We start from the raw sequence: 22,199 nt of genomic DNA, 5'->3' as shown, positions 1-22,199 counted from the left end.
GAACCCTCTACCCTGAGGTGATTGGCGGACCACGGTCTGCCGCCTCAGGACACTGAGCCCCATGTATAAAGATTTGAAATTCCCGGTCCTGATCGTCCATCGCGACATCAAGGCCGACACCGTCGCCGGTGATCGCGTGCGTGGCATCGCCCGGGAGCTGGAGCAGGAAGGCTTCAGCATTGTCTCGGCGGTGGATTACACCGAAGGGCGTCTGGTTGCCTCGACCCATCACGGTCTTTCCTGCATGTTGATTGCGGCCGAAGACGCCAGCACCCACTCTCATCTATTGCACAACATGGCCGAGCTGATCGGCCTGGCGCGGGTGCGTGCGCCCGACTTGCCGATCTTCGCGCTGGGTGAGCAGGTGACCCTTGAGAGCGCTCCTGCCGACGCCATGGCCGAACTCAATCAGCTGCGCGGGATTCTTTATCTGTTCGAAGACACCGTGCCTTTTCTGGCCAGGCAGGTCGCTCGAGCGGCCCGCAAATATCTGGATGGTCTGCTGCCGCCGTTTTTCAAAGCGCTGGTGCAGCACACGGCCGATTCCAATTATTCCTGGCACACGCCCGGCCATGGCGGCGGTGTGGCGTACCACAAGAGCCCGGTGGGTCAGGCGTTTCACCAGTTCTTTGGGGAAAATACCCTGCGATCCGATTTATCGGTGTCGGTGCCGGAACTCGGTTCTTTGCTCGATCACACCGGTCCGCTGGCAGAAGCCGAGGCCCGTGCTGCCCGCAATTTCGGCGCCGATCACACTTTCTTTGTGATCAATGGCACCTCGACCGCCAACAAAATCGTCTGGCATTCGATGGTCGCTCGCGATGACTTGGTGTTGGTGGATCGCAACTGCCACAAGTCGATATTGCACTCGATCATCATGACCGGCGCCATTCCGCTGTACCTGTGCCCGGAACGCAATGAGCTGGGGATCATCGGCCCGATTCCATTAAGCGAATTCAGTCGCGAATCGATTCAGGCCAAGATCGACGCCAGCCCGCTGACCAAGGGCCGGGCGCCCAAGGTCAAGCTGGCGGTGGTGACCAACTCGACGTACGACGGCCTCTGTTACAACGCTGAGCTGATCAAGCAGCAACTGGGCAACAGTGTCGAGGTCTTGCACTTCGATGAAGCCTGGTACGCCTACGCGGCGTTTCACGAGTTCTTCGCCGGACGCTACGGCATGGGCACTTCCCGCAGTGAAGGCGGCCCCCTGGTGTTCACCACCCATTCCACTCACAAACTGCTGGCGGCGTTCAGTCAGGCGTCGATGATTCACGTCCAGGACGGCGGCGCGCGGCAGCTGGATCGGGATCGCTTCAATGAAGCGTTCATGATGCACATCTCGACCTCGCCGCAGTACAGCATCATCGCTTCGCTGGATGTGGCGTCGGCCATGATGGAAGGCCCGGCCGGGCGATCGCTGTTGCAGGAAATGTTCGACGAAGCGCTGAGTTTCCGCCGGGCGCTGGCCAATTTGCGTCAGCACATCGCCGCTGACGATTGGTGGTTTTCCATCTGGCAGCCGCCGTCCGTGGAAGGCATTGACCGCGTGATCACCGACGACTGGCTGCTGCAACCCGACGCCGACTGGCACGGCTTTGGCGGCGTGACTGACGACTACGTGCTGCTTGATCCGATCAAGGTCACGTTGGTGATGCCGGGCCTGACGGCAGGCGGCGCCCTTAGCCAGCGAGGGATTCCGGCGGCGGTGGTCAGCAAATTCCTTTGGGAACGTGGGTTGGTCGTTGAAAAGACCGGGCTGTATTCGTTCCTGGTGCTGTTCTCCATGGGCATCACCAAGGGCAAATGGAGCACGCTGCTGACCGAGTTGCTGGAGTTCAAGCGCAGCTACGATGCCAATGTCAGCCTCGCGACGTGCCTGCCGTGCGTGGCACAAGAGAATGTCACGCGCTATCAGGGCATGGGGTTGCGCGACCTGTGCGATCAACTGCACGCCTGCTATCGCAGCAATGCCACGGCCAAACACCTCAAACGCATGTACACAGTGCTGCCTGAAGTCGCCATGAAGCCGTCTGACGCCTATGATCAATTAGTGCGTGGCGAGGTTGAAGCAGTGTCGATCGATGCTCTGGATGGGCGGATCGCCGCGGTGATGCTGGTGCCATACCCGCCGGGAATTCCGTTGATCATGCCCGGCGAGCGTTTTACCGAGTCGACACGCTCGATCATCGATTACCTGGCGTTTGCCCGTACGTTCGACAGCAGCTTCCCGGGGTTTGTCGCTGATGTGCACGGCCTGCAACACGAAGACGAGGGCAATGGACGGCTGTATACCGTCGATTGCATCAAGGAATGAGGACCTTTCCCAGTATGCAACCGGTCATGAATCCGAAATACCCAGGGCTGTCGGTGCGCGTTGCCGACGATGGTTTTGCAGCCTACATCTGGGGCAGTGATTTCAGTTTTGAAGTCGCGGTCTACGGTGCCGCCGAAATCGGTAAACCGGTGGAGCAGTGGCCGGTGACGCCGATCACGCCCTATCGAAAGTGCTACGGCATTGATCCTGAAGAGTTCAGCAGTTTCCGCGATGCCGCTGACAGCGCGATCTTCATGGCTTATCTCGATGATGAGCCCGTGGGTCACCTGGTGGTCAGCACCAACTGGAACGGCTTTGCCCATATCGACGAGTTGGCGGTGCATGCGCCGGCGCGCCGTCATGGTGTGGCCAAGGCGTTGCTGGATGTGGCGCAGTTCTGGAGTCGTAAAAAGAAACTGCCGGGCATCATGCTTGAAACCCAGAACAACAACCTGGGAGCCTGCCGGCTTTATGAGCGCCGCGGTTACGTCTTGGGCGGAATCGATCATCTGCGCTATCGCGGGATCGACCCGAACACCGCCGAAGTGGCGCTGTTCTGGTATCGATTGTTCGATAATCCGCTGGAAACCCCGCTTAGTTCGCCAACATCGCCACGGCTTGTTCCGTGATGATGCCCAGCAATGCCTGAACCGCTGGCGATGGCTCCCCGTTCTTGAGGGTCAAGGCATACAGGCTGATCGGCACGGCCGGCGCCAGCGGGCAGGCATCCAGCCCGGCCGATTTCGCCCCGAGGGCGGTGAAAGGGTCGACGATGGCCAGACCTTCACCGGCCTCGACCATGCTGCGCATCATCTGGTGAGTCTGTACCCGGGTTTGAATGACCGGGGCAGGGCGCAGGGCATGCAGCTTGTTTTCCAGCGCCGGGCTCAGCGGATCATGACCTTCCAGGCCCACCATCGATTGGCCGGCCAGGTCCTGCAGCGAGATGTACTTTTGTTTGGGTTGCAACCAGCCGTGGGGTGCCAGCAGCTGAAGTTTGCCTTGGGCGATCACCTGGCAATGAATGTCGGCGTGATCGGGGTCATGCAGGCTCAGGCCCAGATCGCTTTCACGCAGCAGCAGGTTTCTGACGATCTCGCGGGTAGGTTGACTCAGAAGGGTGCAAGGCGCGTCAGGAAGGCGTCGGCGCAGGGCGGCAATGCTCTGTGGCAATAGCTGCTGTGCCAGGGGTGGTGTGCAGACGATCCGCAAGGGCGGAGCCTGATATTGCTTGAGGCTGTTGGCCAGCCGCTGAACCGGCTCGAGCGCTTCATAGACGTGGGCGATCTGGACCTGCAACTCCCGCGCCTCACGCGTGGCCTGCAAGCGTCCACGCACGCTGGAAAACAGCATGAAACCCAACTGATCCTCGGCGTCGCGCAGAATCCCTTCGACTTCAGCCACAGGCAACTGCAGCCATTCGGCGGCGGTGCCCAGGTGACCGGTCTGCAGGAGCGCCTGGATCACTTCGATATGACGTAAACGCATGCGTGAAGTCCATGTTCAGCAGGTGAGGGAGTCAGTGGCTGAATCCTAACTCAAGTGCGCGCATATGACTTCTGCTCATAACACGGGGTTATGAAGCGACGTTGGTTTCCGGCAGTTTGCCGACATAGGTGTCGGGTTCACGCACGATGGTCACGTCCGATTGCACCAGCAGAAATTGGTTGTCATCGAGCTTTTTGACGCGATCGCCAATGGCCAATTTGTAGGTGGTGACAGGCACCGAGCCAGTGAGACCGTCTGCCGACGGGGTGGATTCCTGGAACTCATGCACGGAATAAACGCGGCCTTCCGCGTCTCTTGCATGGAACTGACCGACGAGTACTGCTGCCATCTGCTTAGAACCTCTGGGGATAAATCACTCAATTTGCGGCTCTGTAGACCGTGGTTGGGCGAGGTAAGTTTTCCTACAGGAAAAAAATAGTCAGGGGCGGCGCTTTTCAGTCGCCCACTGCTTGAATCGTCATCTATAACTACAAGCTCTTTCCATCGACAGTCGAGAATCTTCCATGAGCAACGTCTATACGATCGCTGTACTGGTCGGCAGCTTGAGAAAGGAATCGATCAATCGCAAGGTGGCGCTGGCCCTGGCCGAGCTGGCGCCTGCCAATCTCAAACTGGTTATCGTCGAAATCGGCGATCTGCCGCTCTACAACGAGGACATCGATGGTGCTTCACCGCCGGCAGCCTACAGCACTTTCCGGCAACAAGTGAGCTCATCCGACGCGGTGCTGTTCGTGACCCCCGAATACAACCGTTCGGTGCCTGCGCCGATGAAGAACGCGATCGATGTGGGTTCGCGTCCCTATGGCAAGAGTGCCTGGAGCGGCAAGCCCGGAGCGGTGATCAGTGCTTCGCCGGGCGCTATCGGTGGTTTTGGCGCCAACCATCACCTGCGCCAGTCCATGGTGTTTCTGGATGTGCCGTGCATGCAGCAACCAGAAGCCTATCTGAGCGGTGCCGGTTCAGCGTTCGACGAGGCGGGTAACCTGTCCGAGTCGCTAAAACCGTTTTTGCAAAAATTCATCAATGCTTATGGTCTTTGGGTCGAACAACACAAGAAGATGTGACAAGTCCCGTAGGTTACGGGGTTCTGGTCAGTCGGCTACAGATCATTGCTTCCATTTCCGACAGCCACGCGGCGGTTTGCTCCGCCGCCGGTTGTGCAGTGACGCAATAACGACGGCCGCCCCAGGCCATGATTACCCAGGCATCAATGGTTGAGGGTGGCGGTTGAGCGGGCAAGTCCTCGCAGGAAGCGAAGGCTTCACGCCATTTTTGCGACAGCTCCTGGAATACCCGCCGGTGGTGTTTGGGTTCGGCGATTCGGTGCTCGATCGCCAACACATCATCATTGAACAGTGGTTGAAACGTATCGTTCGGGTCGCAGGTCAGGCGTATCAAGCGTTTGATCCGGGCTGGCCAGCTCAGCTCTTTCGCGTGCACGACGTGTTCATCAAGGCGCAGCAACAAGGCGTCCAGGCAATGTCGAATGTAGCCCGACAGCAAGGCTTCCTTGCTCGGGAAATAATCGTACAGCGTGCCAATGGCAACGCCCGCTTCCAACGCGACTGCGCGCGTGGTCAACCCCGACCAGCCGTCGCGCTGCCAAATCCGAACAAATGCTTCGTAAATTGCATCTACGGTGAAAATCGCCCGGGCCTGGCTCGGCCGTTTCAACGGTTTGGCGCGGGGATTGAGGGTGGGGGTGCTGCCCCTGGAATTTCCGAACCCGCTCTTCATCGGCTGCCACTACTCTGGTGCGACCCGCCACTGATGCGCAGCAGGAGTCTGAACAATGCAAAGTCCAAGCACGGTAACACGGCTGATTACCCGCAAAAACGCCCTTGACCAAAGTCGAATCGAACAGGAGCAACGTAGCCTGATTCCGGCGGCCGGTGAGGTGATTTTCAAGATCGACCGGTGCGCGTTGACCACCAACAACATTACCTACGCGGCCTATGGCAATTCGATGAGCTATTGGGAGTTCTTTCCTACAGGGTTGGCGGAATGGGGACACGTCCCGGCGTGGGGTTTTGCCGATGTCGTGGCGTCTGATGTGGCCGGCATCAAGGTCGGGGAACGCTTCTACGGGTACTTTCCGATTGCCAGCCATCTGTGGATGCGCCCGGAACGGATCACCGAGCGTGGTTTCTATGACGCCGCCGAGCATCGGCTGGCACTGACGTCGGCTTACAACCAATACACCCGTTGCAGTTGGGATTCGTACTACAGCCCTGAAACCGAAAACCTGCAGATTTTGCTCAAGCCACTGTTTCTGACGTCGTCGATGCTCGCGGACTTCCTTCAGGACAAGCAGTTCTTTGGCGCGACCCGGTTAGTGTTCTCCAGCGCTTCGAGCAAAACCGCGTACGGCACGGCGGTTTGCCTGGAAAATCATCCTGACCTGGAGCGGGTGGCGTTGACCTCGACCGGCAACAAGGCGTTTGTCGAGAAGCTCGGTTGTTACGAGCGAACCGTGACCTACGCAGAACTGACGAGCCTGGCCAATGACCGCCCTACGTTGTATGTAGATTTTTCCGGCGACCTGGATTTACGGGATCAGGTGCACCAGCATTTTTCCGGGCAGTTGGTTTACAGCTGCTTCGCCGGTTCTGCGCAAAGCACCGATGAGGCTCGATTGACGGCTATTGAGGGGCCGCAACCGGTGTTCTTTTTTGCGCCGATCCAGATCCGCAAGCGCAATGCCGAGTGGGGACCGGAAGGGGTCAGTCAGCATATTGGTGAGGGTTTGCAGCGTTTCTACCGGCAGTTGACGGCGACTGATAAACCGTTGCTGGAAGTGGTCGAGAACAAAGGCTATGAAGCCGCGCAGAGTGTGATTTCCCGGTTGTTTCATGGCCAGATCGCGCCGGTGGCGGGGCATGTGATCCGGCTATAGCACACCGATCTGTCGTAGCAGCTGCCGAGCAGCGCGAGGCTGCGTTCGGCGACGCAGTCGTCGTGAAATCAGGCACTGCGGTGTTCCAGGAATACCGCGTTCGCAGGGTTTACGACGACTGCGTCGCCGAACGCAGCCTCGCGCTGCTCGGCAGCTGCTACATCGATCCCGGTGCGTTTAGGAGCAGGGGAGCAAGTTGGGCTTTACTCCGATCGCGTGTTGCGGCTGAATCGCGGTTTGTTTTTCCGACAAGGCTGCACTGCATGCTGATCGCATCGTTGATTTTCCTGCTGACCATCACCTTGGTGATTTGGCAGCCAAAAGGCCTTGGCGTCGGTTGGAGTGCGGTATTCGGCGCGGTACTTGCGCTGATTTTCGGGGTCGTTCACCTGAGCGACATCCCGCTGGTGTGGCAGATTATCTGGAACGCCACCGGGACCTTTGTCGCGCTGATTGTCATCAGTCTGCTGCTGGACGAGGCGGGGTTCTTTGCCTGGGCGGCGCTGCATGTGGCTCGTTGGGGGAGGGGCAGCGGACGCAAGCTGTTTGCTTATATGGTGCTGCTCGGTGCGTTGGTGTCGGCGTTGTTCGCCAACGACGGGGCAGCGCTGATTCTCACCCCCATCGTGATTTCCATGCTTCTGGCGTTGCGCTTTTCCCCGGCGGCGACCCTGGCGTTCGTCATGGGCGCCGGCTTCATCGCCGACACGGCAAGCCTGCCGCTGGTGGTGTCGAACCTGGTGAACATCGTTTCCGCGGACTTCTTCCACATCAGTTTCAACCGTTACGCGGCGGTGATGATCCCTGTCAATCTGGTGAGCGTCGCGGCGACCCTGGCGATGCTGATGTGGTTTTTCCGTCGTGACATCCCCAAGGATTACGACCCCGAGCAACTGGCGCATCCGGCTTCTGCGATCCACGACAACGCCACGTTCTATGCCGGTTGGGCCGTGTTGGTGATTCTGCTGCTCGGCTGCTTCGCTCTGGAACCGCTGGGGATACCGATCAGCGCCATTTCTGCGGTGTGCGCGGCGCTGCTGCTGGCCATTGCCGCCCGTGGTCACAAGATTTCCACCCGCAAAGTCATCAAAGAAGCGCCCTGGCATATCGTGATTTTCTCGCTGGGCATGTACCTGGTGGTGTATGGGCTGCGCAATGCGGGGCTCACGGGGTATCTGGCCGGATGGCTGGATGGTTTTGCCGGTTACGGCGTGTGGGGTGCGGCCATGGGCACGGGCGTGCTGACGGCGCTGCTGTCGTCGATGATGAACAATCTGCCGACGGTGCTGATCGGTTTGCTGTCGATCGATGCCAGCCAGGCGACCGGGGTGGTTAAGGAGGCGATGATCTACGCCAACGTCATCGGCAGCGACCTGGGGCCGAAGATTACGCCGATCGGCAGTTTGGCGACGTTGCTGTGGTTGCATGTGCTGGAGCGCAAGAGTATCCGGATCGGCTGGGGGTATTACTTCAAGGTCGGGATTGTGCTGACGGTGCCGGTATTGTTGGTGACATTGGCGGCGCTGGCTTTGCGGTTATCCATCTGAACCGAGTTGGCCCTTTCGCGAGCAGGCTCGCTCCCACAGGGATCTTCGGCACAAGGAGATCAAATGTGGGAGCGAGCCTGCTCGCGAAGAGGCCATTGCAGTCACCACAAATCTCAGCCACTGCCAGGAACGTTCGGCCAAAGATCGGCCACCAGAAACAGCCGCTCGGCTTCTTCCCAATCGCCCTGGGCGTTTTCTGTGAGTCGCACCAGTAACTGCGCCGGGGCCAGTGGCTCAAGGTCGCTGAGCCAGGCATTCAGCTGTTCAGTGCTCCAGGTCTGCTCCTCCGGATAGTGCGCCGGCGCCAGCCAGGCATGGCGGGGCAGGGGTTGCCAGCGACCGAACGGGCGCTGTACGACAAAGTCTGCCCAGTCCTTCTGGTGCAGCCAGCTACCGCGTAAATGTTGGGGATGTGCACCATTCGGTGGCTCGGCCGGTCCCGGCCACGGATACAGCAAATAACCGCCCAGCCACAAATGCGCACTGAACTGCTGGATATCCAGCGCCGCCAATACTTCGCGGCTCTCCGGGCGCGCCGAAATCGGCAATTGATGCTGAGTCAGATGGGCCAGTTTGCGGTCCAGCCGATCATGGCAACCGGGGCCGAGCCACTGCGCCGTGTCGTGTCCGTCGCCATTTTGCGGGCCAAGGTAAAGTTTGATCGCCAGTTCCAGATGATGCACCCCGTCACTGTCGCGCAGCAGCATGTCCAGCTCGCCCAGCGTGTGGCCTTCGCGGCGGATCGGCATGTTGGCGGCAATCAGCTCGATACCCGGCGCGTGCCGCACGGCGTATTGCCAGAGGCGTTCGTAGTACAAGCCCAATCGCCGGGTTCGGGCCTGCGCCAGCCAGTGCAGCAAGTCATAACTGTCGTGATCGAGTTGCCGCAGCCACCGTTCCAGCCGCTCTGGCGCCTGCACCCAGTCACTCCCGGTCAGCGGGTGACGCTGCGGCCACGTCGTGACGCCAAGCATCGGCGGCGCGAGGATGACCCAAGCCAGGTCGCGCACTTCGGGGTGGCGCAACTGGTGGGGTAACTGCAGCAAATCGGGAAATAGGATCATCTTGCGAGCATAGCCTCAATCGTGAGTACACCGTTGTGGCTGAAAGGATTTTGTCTATCCTGCGCTTTCGCCCATAATCGTGTTTTTCGCCGCCGTAGACCTTAGGGGCCCCATGGAGCAATTTCGTAATATCGGCATCATCGGTCGCCTGGGCAGTTCGCAGGTGCTGGATACCGTTCGCCGACTTAAACGGTTTCTGCTCGATCGTCACCTGCACGTGATCCTCGAAGACACCATCGCCGAAGTGTTGCCGGGTCATGGCCTGCAAACCTCGTCGCGCAAGATGCTCGGCGAAGTATGTGACATGGTGATTGTGGTCGGCGGTGACGGCAGCTTGCTCGGTGCTGCACGTGCTTTGGCCAAGCACAATATTCCGGTGCTCGGCATCAACCGTGGCAGCCTGGGTTTCCTGACCGATATTCGCCCCGATGAGCTGGAAGTCAAAGTCGCCGAAGTGCTCGACGGCCACTATCTGGTGGAAAACCGCTTCCTGCTGCAAGCCGAAGTCCGCCGCCACGCCGAGGCCATCGGTCAGGGCGACGCGCTGAACGACGTGGTGCTGCACCCCGGCAAGTCGACGCGGATGATCGAGTTCGAGTTGTACATTGACGGCCAGTTCGTCTGCAGCCAGAAGGCCGACGGCCTGATCGTCGCCACGCCCACCGGTTCGACCGCCTACGCGCTGTCGGCGGGCGGGCCGATCATGCATCCCAAGCTCGACGCTATTGTGATTGTGCCGATGTACCCCCATACCTTGTCGGGCAGGCCGATTGTGGTCGATGGCAACAGTGAGCTGAAAATCGTCGTGTCCAAAGATATGCAGATTTACCCGCAAGTCTCCTGTGACGGGCAGAACCATTTCACCTGCGCGCCGGGTGACACCATCACCATCAGCAAGAAGGCCCAGAAGTTGCGGCTGATTCACCCACTAGACCACAACTACTATGAAGTCTGCCGGACCAAACTCGGCTGGGGCAGCAAGTTGGGTGGTGGAGGCGACTGATGCTCGATCCCGCGCGAAGCTACGACCTGATCGGTGACGTGCACGGTTGCGCTCTGACCCTTGAGCACTTGCTCGACCGGCTCGGTTATCAAAAACACGGTGGCGTCTGGCGGCATCCGTCGCGCATGGCGGTGTTCGTCGGCGACATCATCGACCGCGGTCCGCGGATTCGCGAAGCGCTGCACATCGTTCACGACATGGTCGAAGCCGGTCAGGCGCTGTGCATCATGGGCAACCATGAATTCAACGCCCTCGGCTGGAGCACGCCGGCGCCTCCGGGCAGCGGCAAGCAGTTTGTGCGTGAACACACCCCGCGCCATGCCCGTTTGCTGAACGAAACCCTGACCCAATTCGAAGACCATCCGGCTGACTGGCATGACTTCCTGCAATGGTTCTATGAGATGCCATTGTTCGTCGATGCCGGGCGTTTCCGCGTGGTGCATGCCTGCTGGGATGCGGGCCTGATCGAACCATTGCGCGCGCTATTCCCCAACGGTTGCGTCGATGAACATTTCCTCCAGGCCTCGGCCGTACCGGGCAGTTTCGCCTGCACCGTGTTCGACCGCCTGCTGCGCGGCACTGACATGCGCTTGCCTCATGGCCTGACAATGACCAGTGGCGATGGCCTGACGCGTTCGTTCTTCCGCACCAAATTCTGGGAAGACGACCCGCAAACCTATGGAGACATCGTGTTCCAGCCCGACGCCTTGCCCGAACCTGTGGCCCGGACGCCGCTGTCGTCCACTGAAAAAAACACCTTGCTGCGCTATGGCGTCGATGAGCCATTGTTGTTCGTGGGCCATTACTGGCGCAGCGGCAAACCGGTGCCGATCCGGCCGAACCTGGCCTGTCTGGATTACAGCGCGGTGCTCTACGGCAAACTGGTCGCCTACCGTCTGGACCAGGAAACCCGTCTCGACCCGCACAAATTTGTCTGGGTCGATGTCGAGCGGCCGGAGGTGCTGCGATGAGTGCCGTTGCTGTTTTACGGCTGCCGCTGGCGGTGGACTTGAGCGGGTTCGTCAAACTGTTGCAGCGCATGCAGGTGCCGCATCGGGTCAGCGAAGAGGCGGGCGAGCAAGTGCTTTGGGTGCCGGCCAACATCAGTGAAGACGTGCGCTCGTTGTACGAACGCTTCCCGGCCGGTGATCCCGATCAAAAGCTGGACATTCCGGTGGCGAAAACCATAAAGCGCCCAAGTTTCGTCGAGCAACTGCGCCACGCCAAGGCGACAGCGTTCGTGTTGCTGCTGAGCCTGCTTGTCGGCGCCGTGACGCTGCTGGGCGAAAACCTCGACACGATGCGCTGGCTGACCTTCCTTGATTTTCGCGTTGTCGGCGAGTACATCCATTTCGTGCCTTTGGCCGACAGCTTGGCGGCGGGGCAATGGTGGCGTCTGGTGACACCGATGCTGATCCACTTCGGCATCCTGCACCTGGCGATGAACGGCATGTGGTATTGGGAACTGGGGCGACGCATCGAGTCGCGCCAGGGCAGCATCAACCTGATCGGCCTGACCTTGCTCTTCAGTCTGGTGTCCAACTACGCCCAGTATTATTTCAGTGGCCCGACCCTGTTTGGCGGGTTGTCCGGCGTGCTCTACGGCCTGCTCGGGCATTGCTGGATTTTCCAGCTATTGTCGCCGAACCATGCTTATCGCCTGCCGCGCGGCGTGCTGGTGATGATGCTGGTGTGGCTATTGCTGTGCCTGTCCGGGCTGGTCTCGATGATCGGCTTCGGTGAAATTGCCAATGCGGCCCACGTCGGCGGGTTGCTCGTCGGATGCTTGACCGGCTTGTTGGGTGGTTTGTACAACCGCCGTAAACTGGCCGCCTAAAACAGTTATGTATTAAAGAGCGCGGAGCCCTTGATGTCCTCTTTTAACGAAATGATCAACAACATCACCCCTGATATCTACCAGAGCCTGAAACTGGCGGTGGAAATCGGTAAATGGTCCGACGGTGGCAAACTCACCGCCGAACAACGCGAACTGTCGCTGCAAGCGATGATCGCCTGGGAAATCCAGAACCTGCCCGAAGACCAGCGCACCGGTTATATGGGCGTGCAGGAGTGCGGCTCCAAGTCGATCGAAGTGCCGAATATCCTGTTCAAATCGGATGCCGTCCATTGATCGAGATTGGCCGCGGTGCAATCAGCAAAATGTCGGCTCGCCTTGACGGGCCGAACGTGCAGTACGCGTTTCGTCTGGACGACGTCGAGGTGCCGGTCAATCCATTGATCGGGACCACGGTGCGCCTGGAATACCTGGGGGCGATTCATTGCACCCATTGCGGACGCAAGACCAAAACCAGTTTCAGTCAGGGTTACTGCTACCCGTGCATGACCAAACTGGCCCAATGCGACATCTGCATCATGAGCCCGGAGCGTTGCCACTATGACGCTGGCACCTGCCGTGAGCCGGAGTGGGGCGAGAAGTTCTGCATGACGGATCACATTGTGTATCTGTCCAACTCTTCGGGGGTGAAGGTCGGGATTACCCGCGCCACTCAGCTGCCGACCCGCTGGATCGATCAGGGCGCCCGTCAGGCCTTGCCGATCATGCGGGTTTCGACCCGTCAGCAGTCGGGCTTCGTCGAAGACCTGTTTCGCAGTCAGGTGGCAGACAAGACCAACTGGCGTGCTTTACTCAAGGGCGACGCGGTGTCGGTCGACCTGGCGCAGGTTCGTGATCAGCTGTTCGACAGCTGCGCCGAAGGTTTGCAAGTTTTGCAGGAACGATTCGGCCTACAGGCGATCCAGACTATTGCCGATGTAGAAACGCTCGAAATCCGCTATCCGGTCGAGCAATACCCGGCCAAGATCGTCAGCTTCAACCTGGACAAGAATCCGATCGCCGAAGGCACGCTGTTGGGAATCAAGGGCCAGTACCTGATTTTCGACACCGGCGTAATCAATATTCGTAAATACACGGCCTACCAGCTCGCCGTGCATCAGTAAGGACTCCAGCATGCGCACCGAACAACCGAAGATGATCTACCTGAAGGACTATCAGGCGCCCGAGTACCTGATCGACGAGACGCACCTGACCTTCGAGTTGTACGAGGACCACAGCCTGGTCCATGCGCAACTGGTGATGCGCCGCAATCCTGAGCGTGGCCCGGGCCTGCCGCCGCTGGTGCTGGACGGTCAGCAACTCGACCTGCTGTCGGTGACGTTGGCCGACCGCGAACTGAGTGAAGCCGACTACCAGTTGACCGAGAATCACCTGACCCTGCACCCGACCAGCACCACTTTCACGGTCGACACCAGCGTCAGGATCCATCCGGAAACCAACACTGCGCTGGAAGGCCTGTACAAATCCGGCACGATGTTCTGCACCCAGTGCGAGGCCGAAGGTTTTCGCAAGATCACCTATTACCTCGACCGTCCGGACGTGATGAGTACCTTCACCACAACGGTAGTTGCCGAACAGCACAGCTATCCTGTGTTGCTGTCCAACGGCAACCCGATTGCCTCAGGTCCCGGCGAAGACGGCCGGCACTGGGCGACCTGGGAAGATCCGTTCAAGAAACCTGCCTACCTGTTCGCGCTGGTGGCCGGTGATTTGTGGTGCGTCGAAGACACCTTCACCACCATGACCGATCGCTCCGTGGCACTGCGCATTTATGTCGAGCCGGAAAACATCGACAAGTGCCAGCACGCCATGAACAGCCTGAAGAAATCCATGCGCTGGGACGAAGAGGTGTACGGTCGCGAGTACGACCTGGACATCTTCATGATCGTCGCGGTCAACGACTTCAACATGGGCGCCATGGAGAACAAGGGGCTCAACATCTTCAACTCCAGCGCCGTGCTGGCCCGCGCTGAAACCGCGACCGACGCCGCGCACCAGCGGGTCGAAGCGATTGTTGCCCACGAGTACTTCCACAACTGGTCGGGCAACCGCGTGACTTGCCGCGACTGGTTTCAGTTGTCGCTGAAGGAAGGCTTCACCGTGTTCCGTGATTCGGGCTTCTCCGCCGACATGAATTCGGCCACGGTCAAGCGTATCCAGGACGTGGCGTACCTGCGCACCCACCAGTTCGCCGAAGACGCCGGTCCCATGGCTCACGCCGTGCGCCCGGACAGCTTCATCGAGATTTCCAATTTCTACACCCTGACCGTGTACGAAAAGGGTTCGGAAGTGGTCGGAATGATTCACACCTTGCTCGGCGCCGAAGGCTTCCGCAAAGGCAGCGACCTGTACTTCGAACGCCATGACGGCCAGGCCGTGACGTGCGACGACTTTATCAAGGCCATGGAAGATGCCAACGGCGTCGACCTGACCCAGTTCAAGCGCTGGTACAGCCAGGCCGGCACACCGCGTTTGGCGGTCAGCGAGTCCTACGACGCGGCGGCGAAAACCTACAGCCTGACGTTCCGTCAAAGCTGCCCGGCAACCCCGGACAAGGTTGAGAAGTTGCCGTTTGTGATCCCGGTCGAATTGGGCCTGCTGGACTCCAAAGGCGCGGCCATCGCGTTGCGTCTTTCCGGTGAAGCCAGTGCTCAGGGCACCTCACGGGTCATTTCGGTGACCGAAGCCGAGCAGACATTCACCTTCATCGACATCGCGGAACAGCCATTGCCTTCGTTGCTGCGTGGCTTCTCGGCGCCGGTGAAACTGAGCTTCCCGTACAACCGCGACCAGCTGATGTTCCTGATGCAGCACGACAGCGACGGTTTCAACCGCTGGGATGCGGGTCAGCAATTGTCGGTTCAGGTGCTGCAAGAGCTGATTGCTCAGCAGCAAAAGGGCGAGAAACTGGTGCTGGATCAGCGTCTGGTATCTGCCTTGCGCACCGTGTTGTCGGACGAGACGCTGGATCAGGCGATGGTCGCGGAAATGCTCTCGCTGCCGGGCGAGGCGTACCTGACCGAGATCAGCGAAGTGGCTGACGTCGACGCCATTCACATCGCTCGCGAGTTTGCTCGTAAACAATTGGCAGAAGGTTTGTTCGAAGCGTTGTGGCTGCGTTATCAGGCCAATCGCGACTTGTCGAAGAAAACCCCGTATGTCGCCGAGGCCGAGCACTTCGCTCGTCGTGCATTGCAGAACATTGCGCTGTCGTACCTGATGCTCAGCGGTAAACCGCAAGTGTTGGCGGCGACGCTTGAGCAGTTCGAAACCAGCGACAACATGACCGAGCGCCTGACGGCACTGGCGGTACTGGTCAATTCGTCGTTCGAAGACGAAAAAGCCAAGGCCCTGGCCAGTTTTGCCGAGCATTTCATGGACAACCCTCTGGTCATGGATCAGTGGTTCAGCGTCCAGGCGGGCAGCGTGTTGCCCGGTGGCCTGGAGCGGGTCAAGGCGTTGATGCAGCATCCGGCATTCAACATCAAGAACCCGAACAAGGTTCGCGCACTGGTCGGGGCGTTTGCCGGGCAGAACCTGATTAATTTCCATGCGGCCGATGGTTCGGGGTATCGGTTCCTCGCGGATCTGGTGATCGAGCTGAACGGGTTCAACCCGCAGATCGCTTCTCGGCAGTTGGCACCGCTGACTCGCTGGCGCAAGTATGACGATGCGCGTCAGGCGTTGATGAAAGGTGAACTGGAGCGGATTCGCGCTTCGGGTCAGCTGTCGAGCGATGTGTTCGAGGTGGTCAGCAAAAGTCTGGCCTGACTTTGGGTTCGCTCCTACAGTGGTTCACCTGAACCCTGTAGGAGCTGAGCTTGCTCGCGATGGCGGCCTTAGAGCCGACCGGGATTTTGATGGTGTACATATCCATTTCTGCGGTAACGGCCACTTAGGGTTTCGCCCTTACGGCGACTCACTTTTTTTTCAAACGCCAAAAAAAAGTAAGCAAAAAAAGGCTCGCCCCGAGCGTCCGGCCCCTCGCTTAGGCTCGGCGTTCCTTCGTTCCGGCATTCATCTGGGGGCATCGCCTCCGGTTGGCTTCGCTTCAACCTCCTCTCGATGTGTTCGACTTCGTCGAACGGCGCTGCGCGCCTGCCCCCCAGATGAACACCTCCACTCAGCCTCCCGAAGGGGCGGGCAAAGCAAGATCAAGAGCTGCAGGCGAGCTAACGCTCGGCCTGTTGAGTGGTGAGAAGCGAAAAGCGAACACCAATCCCCTGTGGGGGCGGGCTTGCTCGCGAAGGCGGCCTGACAGCCGACCAATCTCTTACTGCCAAACATCCAATCCCTGTGGGAGCGAGCTTGCTCGCGAAGCTGTTGATCTTGCCGTTGCCGTTGCCGTTGCCGTTGCCGTTGCCGTTGCCGTTGCCGTTGCCGTTGCCGTTGCCGTTGGCTTTTGACGTTGATCTTGATCTTGATCTTTCGCCCCTTCGGCAGGCCGAGTGGAGGTGTTCATCAGGGGGTTAGGCGCGTAGCGCCGTGCGGCGAAGCCGCACACATCGAGAGGAGGTCGTCGCGAAGCAGACCGTAGGCGATGCCCCCTGATGGACACCGGAGCGAGGGAACACTGAGCTTTAGCGAAGTGCCGTACGCCGGGGCGAAGCCTTAATGAGATGGTCAGCCCGGTGAGAACCTCGGCGAGTCTAAACTTGCCGAGGTTCTCTCTTTACCGAAGGAGGATCTCTCATGAACACCGTGACGCTTCTGGGTATCGACATTGGCAAGAACACTTTCCACCTGCATGGCCAGGACGCCAGAGGCCATCAGGTGCTGCGCAAGAAGCTTAACCGCAACCAGTTGCTCCCCTATCTGGCGCAGATTCCGACCTGCAAAATTGCCATGGAGTCCTGCGGCGGATCGCAGTGGCTTGCCCGGAAAATCAAGGAGCAAGGCCATCAAGTGCAGTTGATTGCACCGCAACATGTGAAGGCCTATGTCACCGGCAACAAAAACGACTTCATTGATGCCGAGGCCATTTGTGAAGCGGCCTCGCGTCCTAGAACTCGCTCAGTCCAAGTCAAAACCGTAGAACAGCAGGTGTTGTGCACGGAGCACCGATTGCGCAAATCCTTGGTCAGTCGACGCACTGCGGTCATCAATCAGGTGCATGGGTTTCTGCTGGAGTTCGGCGTCATCTTTCCGGCCGGATACGCCGCCCTTGATCGGGTCTCGGGCTTGATGCAAAGCCGTGAACTGCCCATTCGCTTGATAAATGCCATTGAACGCATGCTTGGAGACATTCGGCAGCTGACCTGCGAGATCAAAAAACTTGATGTCGAGATCAAGCAAAACCTCGTCCAAAACGACGCCGGCCAACGCCTGCAAAGCATCCCCGGCATCGGCCCCCTCATCGCTAGCGCGCTGGTGGCCGATGTCGGCGACGCTTCGGTTTTCAAATCGTCCCGCGACTTCGCCGCCTCGTTGGGGTTGGTGCCGCGACAGTATTCAACAGGCGACGAAACTGTTCTGCTCGGCATCAGCAAACGGGGTGATAAATACCTGAGAAGCCTGCTTGTACAGGGCGCTCACGCCGTGTTGTGTCGAGTCGATCACCGAACCGACGCCCTCGGTATGTGGGCCAAAAACTTGCTCGCCCGCAAGCCTCTGAACAAAGTGGCCTGCGCCCTGGCAAACAAACTGGCCAGAATCGTCTGGGCATTGTTAACCAAGGGCGGCACCTACAGCTCACATCTCCAGGCTTGACCCGTACGCTTTACCACCGGCTTTTGCGACGTTAGTAGCTGATGACGATAAACGGCAGACATCCTGGCTGAAAACCTGAGAAGCAAAAGAGCTTTGGAGGCTGAAGCCTTTTTAAAGGACAGGCAGGAGCGACTACTCATCAAGGGCCGAGCGCTATCCGTGCTCACACTGAGCCCGGATACATTAGCGCAAGCTCGATTTACCGCTCATCAGTGCTGGGTGGCAGAAGATGGGCTGACCATACATTTGCTTACTTTTCGGCGTCTGGAAAAGTGAGTCGCCGTAAGGGCGAAACCCTAAGCGGCCGTTACCGCAGCAACGGATATGTACACCAAACCCAAAACCCAATCATCCCACCTGATACCGAATCATTCAGCACCCACCCATACCCCCCAGGTTAACAAAACATAACGTGGCGTCGATTGTCAGACCTTTCCAAACCCCGATAGGATAAGCCAGCTTCCGAAGGGGCTCTAGATTGCGTATTTCAGGACTATGCTCCAGAAAAGACAATCCCAAAGAGCAGCCCTTACGGCGCCCTGAAAGGTTGAACGACCTAACAATAATAATGGGGGAAGGTCTATGAGTGAGCCTGTCATGGGTGTGGGTATCTGCCGCCCGCCGGCACTACGCAAATTCGCGTTGCTGGCTACAGCGCTCTCGCTGTTGGGCTGTGCCGTGCTGTCGGCACCTGTGCTGGCCGCTGCTGCGCCAGCATCCGACATTGTCTATTCCGTTGAATCTGCCAAAGCCAGCAAGAGCCTGATGCTCGACGTCGTGCATGCCGGCAAGCGTCTGGTGGCGGTCGGGGATCGCGGGCACATTTTGTATTCAGATGACCAGGGCACGATCTGGACCCAAGCCAAGGTGCCGACCCGGCAACTGCTGACGTCGGTGTTTTTCGTCGACGACAAGCACGGTTGGGCCGTCGGCCATGATGCGCAGATCCTCGCGAGCGAGGACGGCGGCGTCACCTGGACCAAGCAATTCGAAGATCTGAAACGCGAATCGCCGCTGCTCGACGTCTGGTTCCAGGACGTTAATAGCGGCTTTGCCGTAGGCGCTTACGGCGCGTTACTGGCCACCACCGACGGCGGCAAGAACTGGGAAGATGTCAGCGATCGCCTCGACAACGAAGACCAGTACCACCTCAACGGCATCGCCGCGGTCAAGGACTCCGGTCTGTTCATCGTTGGTGAGCAGGGCAGCATGTTCCGCTCCGCCGACTGGGGCCAGACCTGGGAGAAGCTTGAAGGTCCCTATGAGGGCTCACTGTTTGGCGTGATCGGCACCGCTCAAGCCAATACGCTGCTGGCCTACGGGCTGCGGGGCAATCTGTTTCGCTCCACCGATTTCGGTACGACCTGGGAGCCGGTTGAGCTCCAGGCCACTCGCGGTGCGCTGGAGTTCGGTCTGTCCGGCGCGACGCTGCTCGACGACGGTTCCATCGTGATCGTCGGCAACGGCGGCTCCGTGATCCGCAGCAACGACAACGGCGAAACCTTCAGCGTGTTCAACCGTCCGGATCGCATTTCCGTTTCGGCAGTCACCGCAGCGGGCAACGGCAATCTGATTCTGGCAGGACAGGGTGGCGTTCGCGTCACTTCGCCAACCGGCGCAGAGAATGAAAAAAATGGGTCGTCCAAATGAGCCGGGCAAATAATAAGAAGGCGGGTCTATGACATCCTTGAGCACTCATCATCATGACAAGGCGACGTTTCTCGAACGCCTGATTTTCAACAACCGCCCGGCAGTGATCGTCATCTGCCTGCTGGTCAGTATTTTCCTGTTCTGGCAAGCGACGCTGATCCGGCCGTCCACCAGTTTCGAGAAAATGATCCCGCTCGAGCATCCGTTCATTCAAAAGATGATGGAGCATCGCAACGATCTGGCGAACCTGGGCAACACGGTGCGCATCTCGGTGGAAGCCACTGATGGCGACATCTTCTCCAAGGAGTACATGGAGACTCTGCGTCAGATCAATGACGAGGTGTTCTACATTTCCGGTGTTGACCGTTCCGGTCTCAAGTCGCTGTGGAGCCCGAGCGTACGCTGGACCGAAGTGACAGAGGAGGGCTTCGCCGGTGGTGAAGTGATTCCGCAGAGCTACAACGGCTCCCAGCAAAGCCTCGACCTGTTGCGCAACAACGTGCTCAAGTCCGGTCAGGTCGGGCGTCTGGTGGCCAACGACTTCAAGTCGAGCATTGTCGATATCCCGCTGCTGGAGTCCTACCCGGACCCGCAGGACCAAGGCAAGTTGCTGGCGCTGGACTATCGCAAGTTCTCTCACGAACTCGAAGACAAGATCCGCAATAAATTCGAAGCCCAGAACCCTAACGTTCAGATCCACATCGTCGGTTTCGCCAAGAAAGTCGGCGACCTGATCGATGGGCTGGTCATGGTGGTGATGTTCTTCGGCGTCGCCTTCATCATCACATTGATCCTGCTCTACTGGTTCACCAACTGCATGCGTAGCACCGTGGCGGTGTTGAGCACCACGTTGGTGGCGGTGGTCTGGCAACTCGGTTTGATGCACTTCTTTGGTTTCGGGCTCGATCCCTACTCGATGCTGGTGCCGTTCCTGATCTTCGCCATCGGTATTTCCCACGGTGTGCAGAAAATCAACGGTATTGCCTTGCAGTCCAGCGAGGCAGACAACGCCTTGACCGCGGCGCGGCGCACGTTCCGTCAGCTGTTCCTGCCGGGGATGATTGCGATCCTCGCGGATGCGGTGGGTTTCATCACGCTGCTGATCATCGACATCGGCGTAATTCGTGAACTGGCCATCGGCGCGTCTATCGGCGTGGCGGTCATTGTGTTCACCAACCTGATCCTGCTGCCGGTGGCGATTTCCTACGTCGGCATCAGCAAACGCGCGGTCGAACGCAGCAAGAAAGACGCGCACCGCGAACACCCGTTCTGGCGTTTGCTGTCGAATTTTGCCAGTCCGAAAGTGGCGCCGGTGTCGATTGTTTTGGCCTTGTTGGCCTTCAGCGGTGGCCTCTGGTACAGCCAGAACCTGAAAATCGGTGACCTGGATCAGGGCGCTCCGGAACTGCGTCCGGACTCGCGCTACAACAAGGACAACAACTTCATCATCAGCAATTACTCCACCAGTTCCGACGTGTTGGTGGTGATGGTCAAGACCAAGTCCGAAGGCTGCTCGCGCTACGAAGCCATGGCGCCGATCGACGAGCTGATGTGGAAGATGCAGAACACCGAGGGCGTGCAGTCGGCGATCTCGCTGGTGACCGTGTCCAAGCAGATGATCAAGGGCATGAACGAAGGCAACCTGAAATGGGAAACCTTGTCGCGTAACCCGGATGTGCTGAACAACTCGATCGCTCGGGCTGATGGTCTGTACAACAACAGTTGCTCCCTGGCGCCGGTGCTGGTGTTCCTCAACGATCACAAGGCCGCCACGCTGGATCGCGCCGTGCATGCGGTGCAAGACTTCGCCAAGGAGAACAACAAGGAAGGCCTGGAATTCATCCTTGCCGCCGGTAACGCCGGGATCGAGGCCGCCACCAACGAGGTGATCAAGGAATCCGAGCTGACCATCCTGATCCTGGTGTACCTCTGCGTGGCGACCATGTGCATGATCACCTTCCGTTCATGGGCGGCGACGTTGTGCATCGTGCTGCCGCTGGTATTGACTTCGGTGCTCGGTAACGCCCTGATGGCCTTCATGGGCATCGGCGTGAAAGTCGCAACCCTGCCGGTTGTGGCGCTCGGGGTGGGGATTGGCGTGGACTACGGCATCTACATCTACAGCCGCCTGGAAAGCTTCCTCCGTGCGGGTCTGCCGTTGCAAGAGGCGTACTACCAGACGCTGAAGTCCACCGGTAAAGCCGTACTGTTCACCGGCCTGTGCCTGGCGATCGGCGTGTGCACCTGGATCTTCTCGGCCATCAAGTTCCAGGCCGACATGGGCCTGATGCTGACTTTCATGCTGCTCTGGAACATGTTTGGTGCACTGTGGCTGTTGCCGGCGTTGGCGCGGTTCCTGATCAAACCGGAGAAACTGGCGGGGCAGAAGGGCAACTCGCTGTTTGCTCACTGACCGGTCGCTGAAACAACAAAGCCGCAACCATGGTTGCGGCTTTTTTACATCTCAAATTCCACACCAAATCCAATGTCGTTGTTTATGAGGGATCAGTGCCGAGCACTGCATTCAACGCACTACGCGCATCATCCAACTGCACCAATGTCGCATGTCGCGCACCCAGCGCATCTCGGTTCTCGATCGCCGTAAGAATCGCCTTGTGCCGGGGCAATGCCAGTTCATGCAGGTTCGGT

Annotated in this window: 19 protein-coding genes and 1 pseudogene; 15 read left to right on the top strand and 5 right to left on the bottom strand. The window is 59.0% G+C overall.

Features of this window, described 5'->3' with window-relative positions:
- Nucleotides 1–61: 61 nt before the first annotated feature.
- Both JFU47_RS28365 and JFU47_RS28360 read left to right on the top strand, forming a co-directional pair.
- Nucleotides 62–2,317 carry an Orn/Lys/Arg family decarboxylase gene (locus JFU47_RS28365; protein ID WP_201187395.1) on the top strand — a complete coding sequence of 752 codons (2,256 nt, stop codon included), beginning with the start codon at nt 62–64 and terminating at the stop codon, nt 2,315–2,317.
- A 14-nt stretch (nt 2,318–2,331) separates the two neighbouring features.
- Nucleotides 2,332–2,946 (top strand): GNAT family N-acetyltransferase, encoded by a 615-nt coding sequence (locus JFU47_RS28360; protein ID WP_140679057.1) that lies wholly within the window; start codon nt 2,332–2,334, stop codon nt 2,944–2,946.
- Here JFU47_RS28360 and JFU47_RS28355 read toward each other — a convergent pair.
- Both JFU47_RS28355 and JFU47_RS28350 read right to left on the bottom strand, forming a co-directional pair.
- Nucleotides 2,912–3,805 (bottom strand): LysR family transcriptional regulator, encoded by an 894-nt coding sequence (locus JFU47_RS28355; protein WP_140679055.1) that lies wholly within the window; start codon nt 3,803–3,805, stop codon nt 2,912–2,914. The two genes, JFU47_RS28360 and JFU47_RS28355, sit on opposite strands and share 35 nt — an antisense overlap.
- An 88-nt stretch (nt 3,806–3,893) precedes the next feature.
- Complete coding sequence (locus JFU47_RS28350; RefSeq protein ID WP_140679053.1) at nt 3,894–4,154, bottom strand: hypothetical protein; 261 nt, start codon at nt 4,152–4,154, stop codon at nt 3,894–3,896.
- Between the two features lie 175 nt (nt 4,155–4,329).
- On the opposite strand from JFU47_RS28350, the gene JFU47_RS28345 reads away from it, so the two are divergent.
- Nucleotides 4,330–4,890 carry an NADPH-dependent FMN reductase gene (locus JFU47_RS28345; protein ID WP_123364175.1) on the top strand — a complete coding sequence of 187 codons (561 nt, stop codon included), beginning with the start codon at nt 4,330–4,332 and terminating at the stop codon, nt 4,888–4,890.
- Between the two features lie 13 nt (nt 4,891–4,903).
- On the opposite strand, the gene JFU47_RS28340 is transcribed toward JFU47_RS28345, so the two are convergent.
- Nucleotides 4,904–5,563 (bottom strand): TetR/AcrR family transcriptional regulator, encoded by a 660-nt coding sequence (locus JFU47_RS28340; protein ID WP_201187393.1) that lies wholly within the window; start codon nt 5,561–5,563, stop codon nt 4,904–4,906.
- A gap of 55 nt (nt 5,564–5,618) precedes the next feature.
- On the opposite strand from JFU47_RS28340, the gene JFU47_RS28335 reads away from it, so the two are divergent.
- On the top strand, nt 5,619–6,722 hold the full coding sequence (locus JFU47_RS28335) for a DUF2855 family protein (RefSeq protein WP_201187391.1): 1,104 nt from the start codon (nt 5,619–5,621) through the stop codon (nt 6,720–6,722).
- Between the two features lie 263 nt (nt 6,723–6,985).
- Entirely contained in the window at nt 6,986–8,269 is a 1,284-nt protein-coding gene (locus JFU47_RS28330; protein WP_201187389.1) for an arsenic transporter, read from the top strand.
- 113 nt (nt 8,270–8,382) lie between these two features.
- Here the strand turns inward: JFU47_RS28330 and JFU47_RS28325 are convergent, their stop codons facing one another.
- Nucleotides 8,383–9,333: a DUF1853 family protein gene (locus tag JFU47_RS28325; protein WP_201187387.1), complete on the bottom strand. Its 951-nt coding sequence runs from the start codon at nt 9,331–9,333 to the stop codon at nt 8,383–8,385.
- 112 nt (nt 9,334–9,445) lie between these two features.
- Between JFU47_RS28325 and JFU47_RS28320 the strand changes: the two genes are divergently transcribed.
- The 10 genes from JFU47_RS28320 to JFU47_RS28275 all read left to right on the top strand — a co-directional run bounded on the left by JFU47_RS28320 (nt 9,446) and on the right by JFU47_RS28275 (nt 21,963).
- The gene (locus JFU47_RS28320; protein WP_030130396.1) at nt 9,446–10,336 is read left to right on the top strand and encodes an NAD(+) kinase; all 891 of its coding nucleotides are present in this window, start codon (nt 9,446–9,448) and stop codon (nt 10,334–10,336) included.
- Nucleotides 10,333–11,307, top strand: coding sequence for a metallophosphoesterase (locus JFU47_RS28315; RefSeq protein WP_403145944.1), 975 nt, complete (start codon nt 10,333–10,335; stop codon nt 11,305–11,307). The genes JFU47_RS28320 and JFU47_RS28315 overlap by 4 nt, the downstream gene beginning before the upstream one ends.
- Nucleotides 11,304–12,173, top strand: a complete 870-nt coding sequence (locus JFU47_RS28310) for a rhomboid family intramembrane serine protease (RefSeq protein WP_201187385.1) — start codon at nt 11,304–11,306, stop codon at nt 12,171–12,173. Before JFU47_RS28315 ends, JFU47_RS28310 begins: the two co-directional genes overlap by 4 nt.
- A 33-nt stretch (nt 12,174–12,206) precedes the next feature.
- Nucleotides 12,207–12,467: a YeaC family protein gene (locus JFU47_RS28305; protein WP_008152127.1), complete on the top strand. Its 261-nt coding sequence runs from the start codon at nt 12,207–12,209 to the stop codon at nt 12,465–12,467.
- A complete protein-coding gene (locus tag JFU47_RS28300) occupies nt 12,464–13,294 on the top strand; it encodes a DUF2797 domain-containing protein (protein WP_140679041.1) in 831 nt (276 codons plus the stop codon). The genes JFU47_RS28305 and JFU47_RS28300 overlap by 4 nt, the downstream gene beginning before the upstream one ends.
- Nucleotides 13,295–13,304: 10 nt before the next feature.
- A complete protein-coding gene (pepN, locus tag JFU47_RS28295) occupies nt 13,305–15,962 on the top strand; it encodes an aminopeptidase N (protein WP_201187378.1) in 2,658 nt (885 codons plus the stop codon).
- 537 nt (nt 15,963–16,499) lie between these two features.
- Nucleotides 16,500–16,664 carry a hypothetical protein gene (locus tag JFU47_RS28290; RefSeq protein WP_201187376.1) on the top strand — a complete coding sequence of 55 codons (165 nt, stop codon included), beginning with the start codon at nt 16,500–16,502 and terminating at the stop codon, nt 16,662–16,664.
- Nucleotides 16,665–16,883: 219 nt separating this feature from the next.
- Complete coding sequence (locus tag JFU47_RS28285; RefSeq protein WP_201187374.1) at nt 16,884–17,900, top strand: IS110 family transposase; 1,017 nt, start codon at nt 16,884–16,886, stop codon at nt 17,898–17,900.
- 582 nt (nt 17,901–18,482) lie between these two features.
- Nucleotides 18,483–19,550 (top strand): WD40/YVTN/BNR-like repeat-containing protein, encoded by a 1,068-nt coding sequence (locus tag JFU47_RS28280; RefSeq protein WP_201187372.1) that lies wholly within the window; start codon nt 18,483–18,485, stop codon nt 19,548–19,550.
- Nucleotides 19,551–19,578: 28 nt separating this feature from the next.
- Nucleotides 19,579–21,963 (top strand): efflux RND transporter permease subunit, encoded by a 2,385-nt coding sequence (locus tag JFU47_RS28275; RefSeq protein ID WP_201187370.1) that lies wholly within the window; start codon nt 19,579–19,581, stop codon nt 21,961–21,963.
- Nucleotides 21,964–22,045: 82 nt separating this feature from the next.
- Here the strand turns inward: JFU47_RS28275 and JFU47_RS33195 are convergent.
- Nucleotides 22,046–22,199, bottom strand: a pseudogene (locus tag JFU47_RS33195) (GntR family transcriptional regulator); the annotation flags it as partial.

Origin of the sequence: Pseudomonas sp. TH39(2020) (assembly GCF_016650715.1) — a bacterium.
Classification (GTDB): domain Bacteria; phylum Pseudomonadota; class Gammaproteobacteria; order Pseudomonadales; family Pseudomonadaceae; genus Aquipseudomonas; species Aquipseudomonas mandelii_C.
Note: the sequence above shows the minus strand (reverse complement) of the source record. Positions and strands in the feature narration are given on the sequence as shown.

Coding starts and splice junctions, on each gene's coding strand:
- JFU47_RS28365 (WP_201187395.1), top strand. CDS start 62: ATGTATAAAGATTTGAAATTCCCGGTCCTGATCGTCCATCGCGACATC.
- JFU47_RS28360 (WP_140679057.1), top strand. CDS start 2,332: ATGCAACCGGTCATGAATCCGAAATACCCAGGGCTGTCGGTGCGCGTT.
- JFU47_RS28355 (WP_140679055.1), bottom strand. CDS start 3,805: ATGCGTTTACGTCATATCGAAGTGATCCAGGCGCTCCTGCAGACCGGT.
- JFU47_RS28350 (WP_140679053.1), bottom strand. CDS start 4,154: ATGGCAGCAGTACTCGTCGGTCAGTTCCATGCAAGAGACGCGGAAGGC.
- JFU47_RS28345 (WP_123364175.1), top strand. CDS start 4,330: ATGAGCAACGTCTATACGATCGCTGTACTGGTCGGCAGCTTGAGAAAG.
- JFU47_RS28340 (WP_201187393.1), bottom strand. CDS start 5,563: ATGAAGAGCGGGTTCGGAAATTCCAGGGGCAGCACCCCCACCCTCAAT.
- JFU47_RS28335 (WP_201187391.1), top strand. CDS start 5,619: ATGCAAAGTCCAAGCACGGTAACACGGCTGATTACCCGCAAAAACGCC.
- JFU47_RS28330 (WP_201187389.1), top strand. CDS start 6,986: ATGCTGATCGCATCGTTGATTTTCCTGCTGACCATCACCTTGGTGATT.
- JFU47_RS28325 (WP_201187387.1), bottom strand. CDS start 9,333: ATGATCCTATTTCCCGATTTGCTGCAGTTACCCCACCAGTTGCGCCAC.
- JFU47_RS28320 (WP_030130396.1), top strand. CDS start 9,446: ATGGAGCAATTTCGTAATATCGGCATCATCGGTCGCCTGGGCAGTTCG.
- JFU47_RS28310 (WP_201187385.1), top strand. CDS start 11,304: ATGAGTGCCGTTGCTGTTTTACGGCTGCCGCTGGCGGTGGACTTGAGC.
- JFU47_RS28305 (WP_008152127.1), top strand. CDS start 12,207: ATGTCCTCTTTTAACGAAATGATCAACAACATCACCCCTGATATCTAC.
- pepN (WP_201187378.1), top strand. CDS start 13,305: ATGCGCACCGAACAACCGAAGATGATCTACCTGAAGGACTATCAGGCG.
- JFU47_RS28285 (WP_201187374.1), top strand. CDS start 16,884: ATGAACACCGTGACGCTTCTGGGTATCGACATTGGCAAGAACACTTTC.
- JFU47_RS28280 (WP_201187372.1), top strand. CDS start 18,483: ATGAGTGAGCCTGTCATGGGTGTGGGTATCTGCCGCCCGCCGGCACTA.
- JFU47_RS28275 (WP_201187370.1), top strand. CDS start 19,579: ATGACATCCTTGAGCACTCATCATCATGACAAGGCGACGTTTCTCGAA.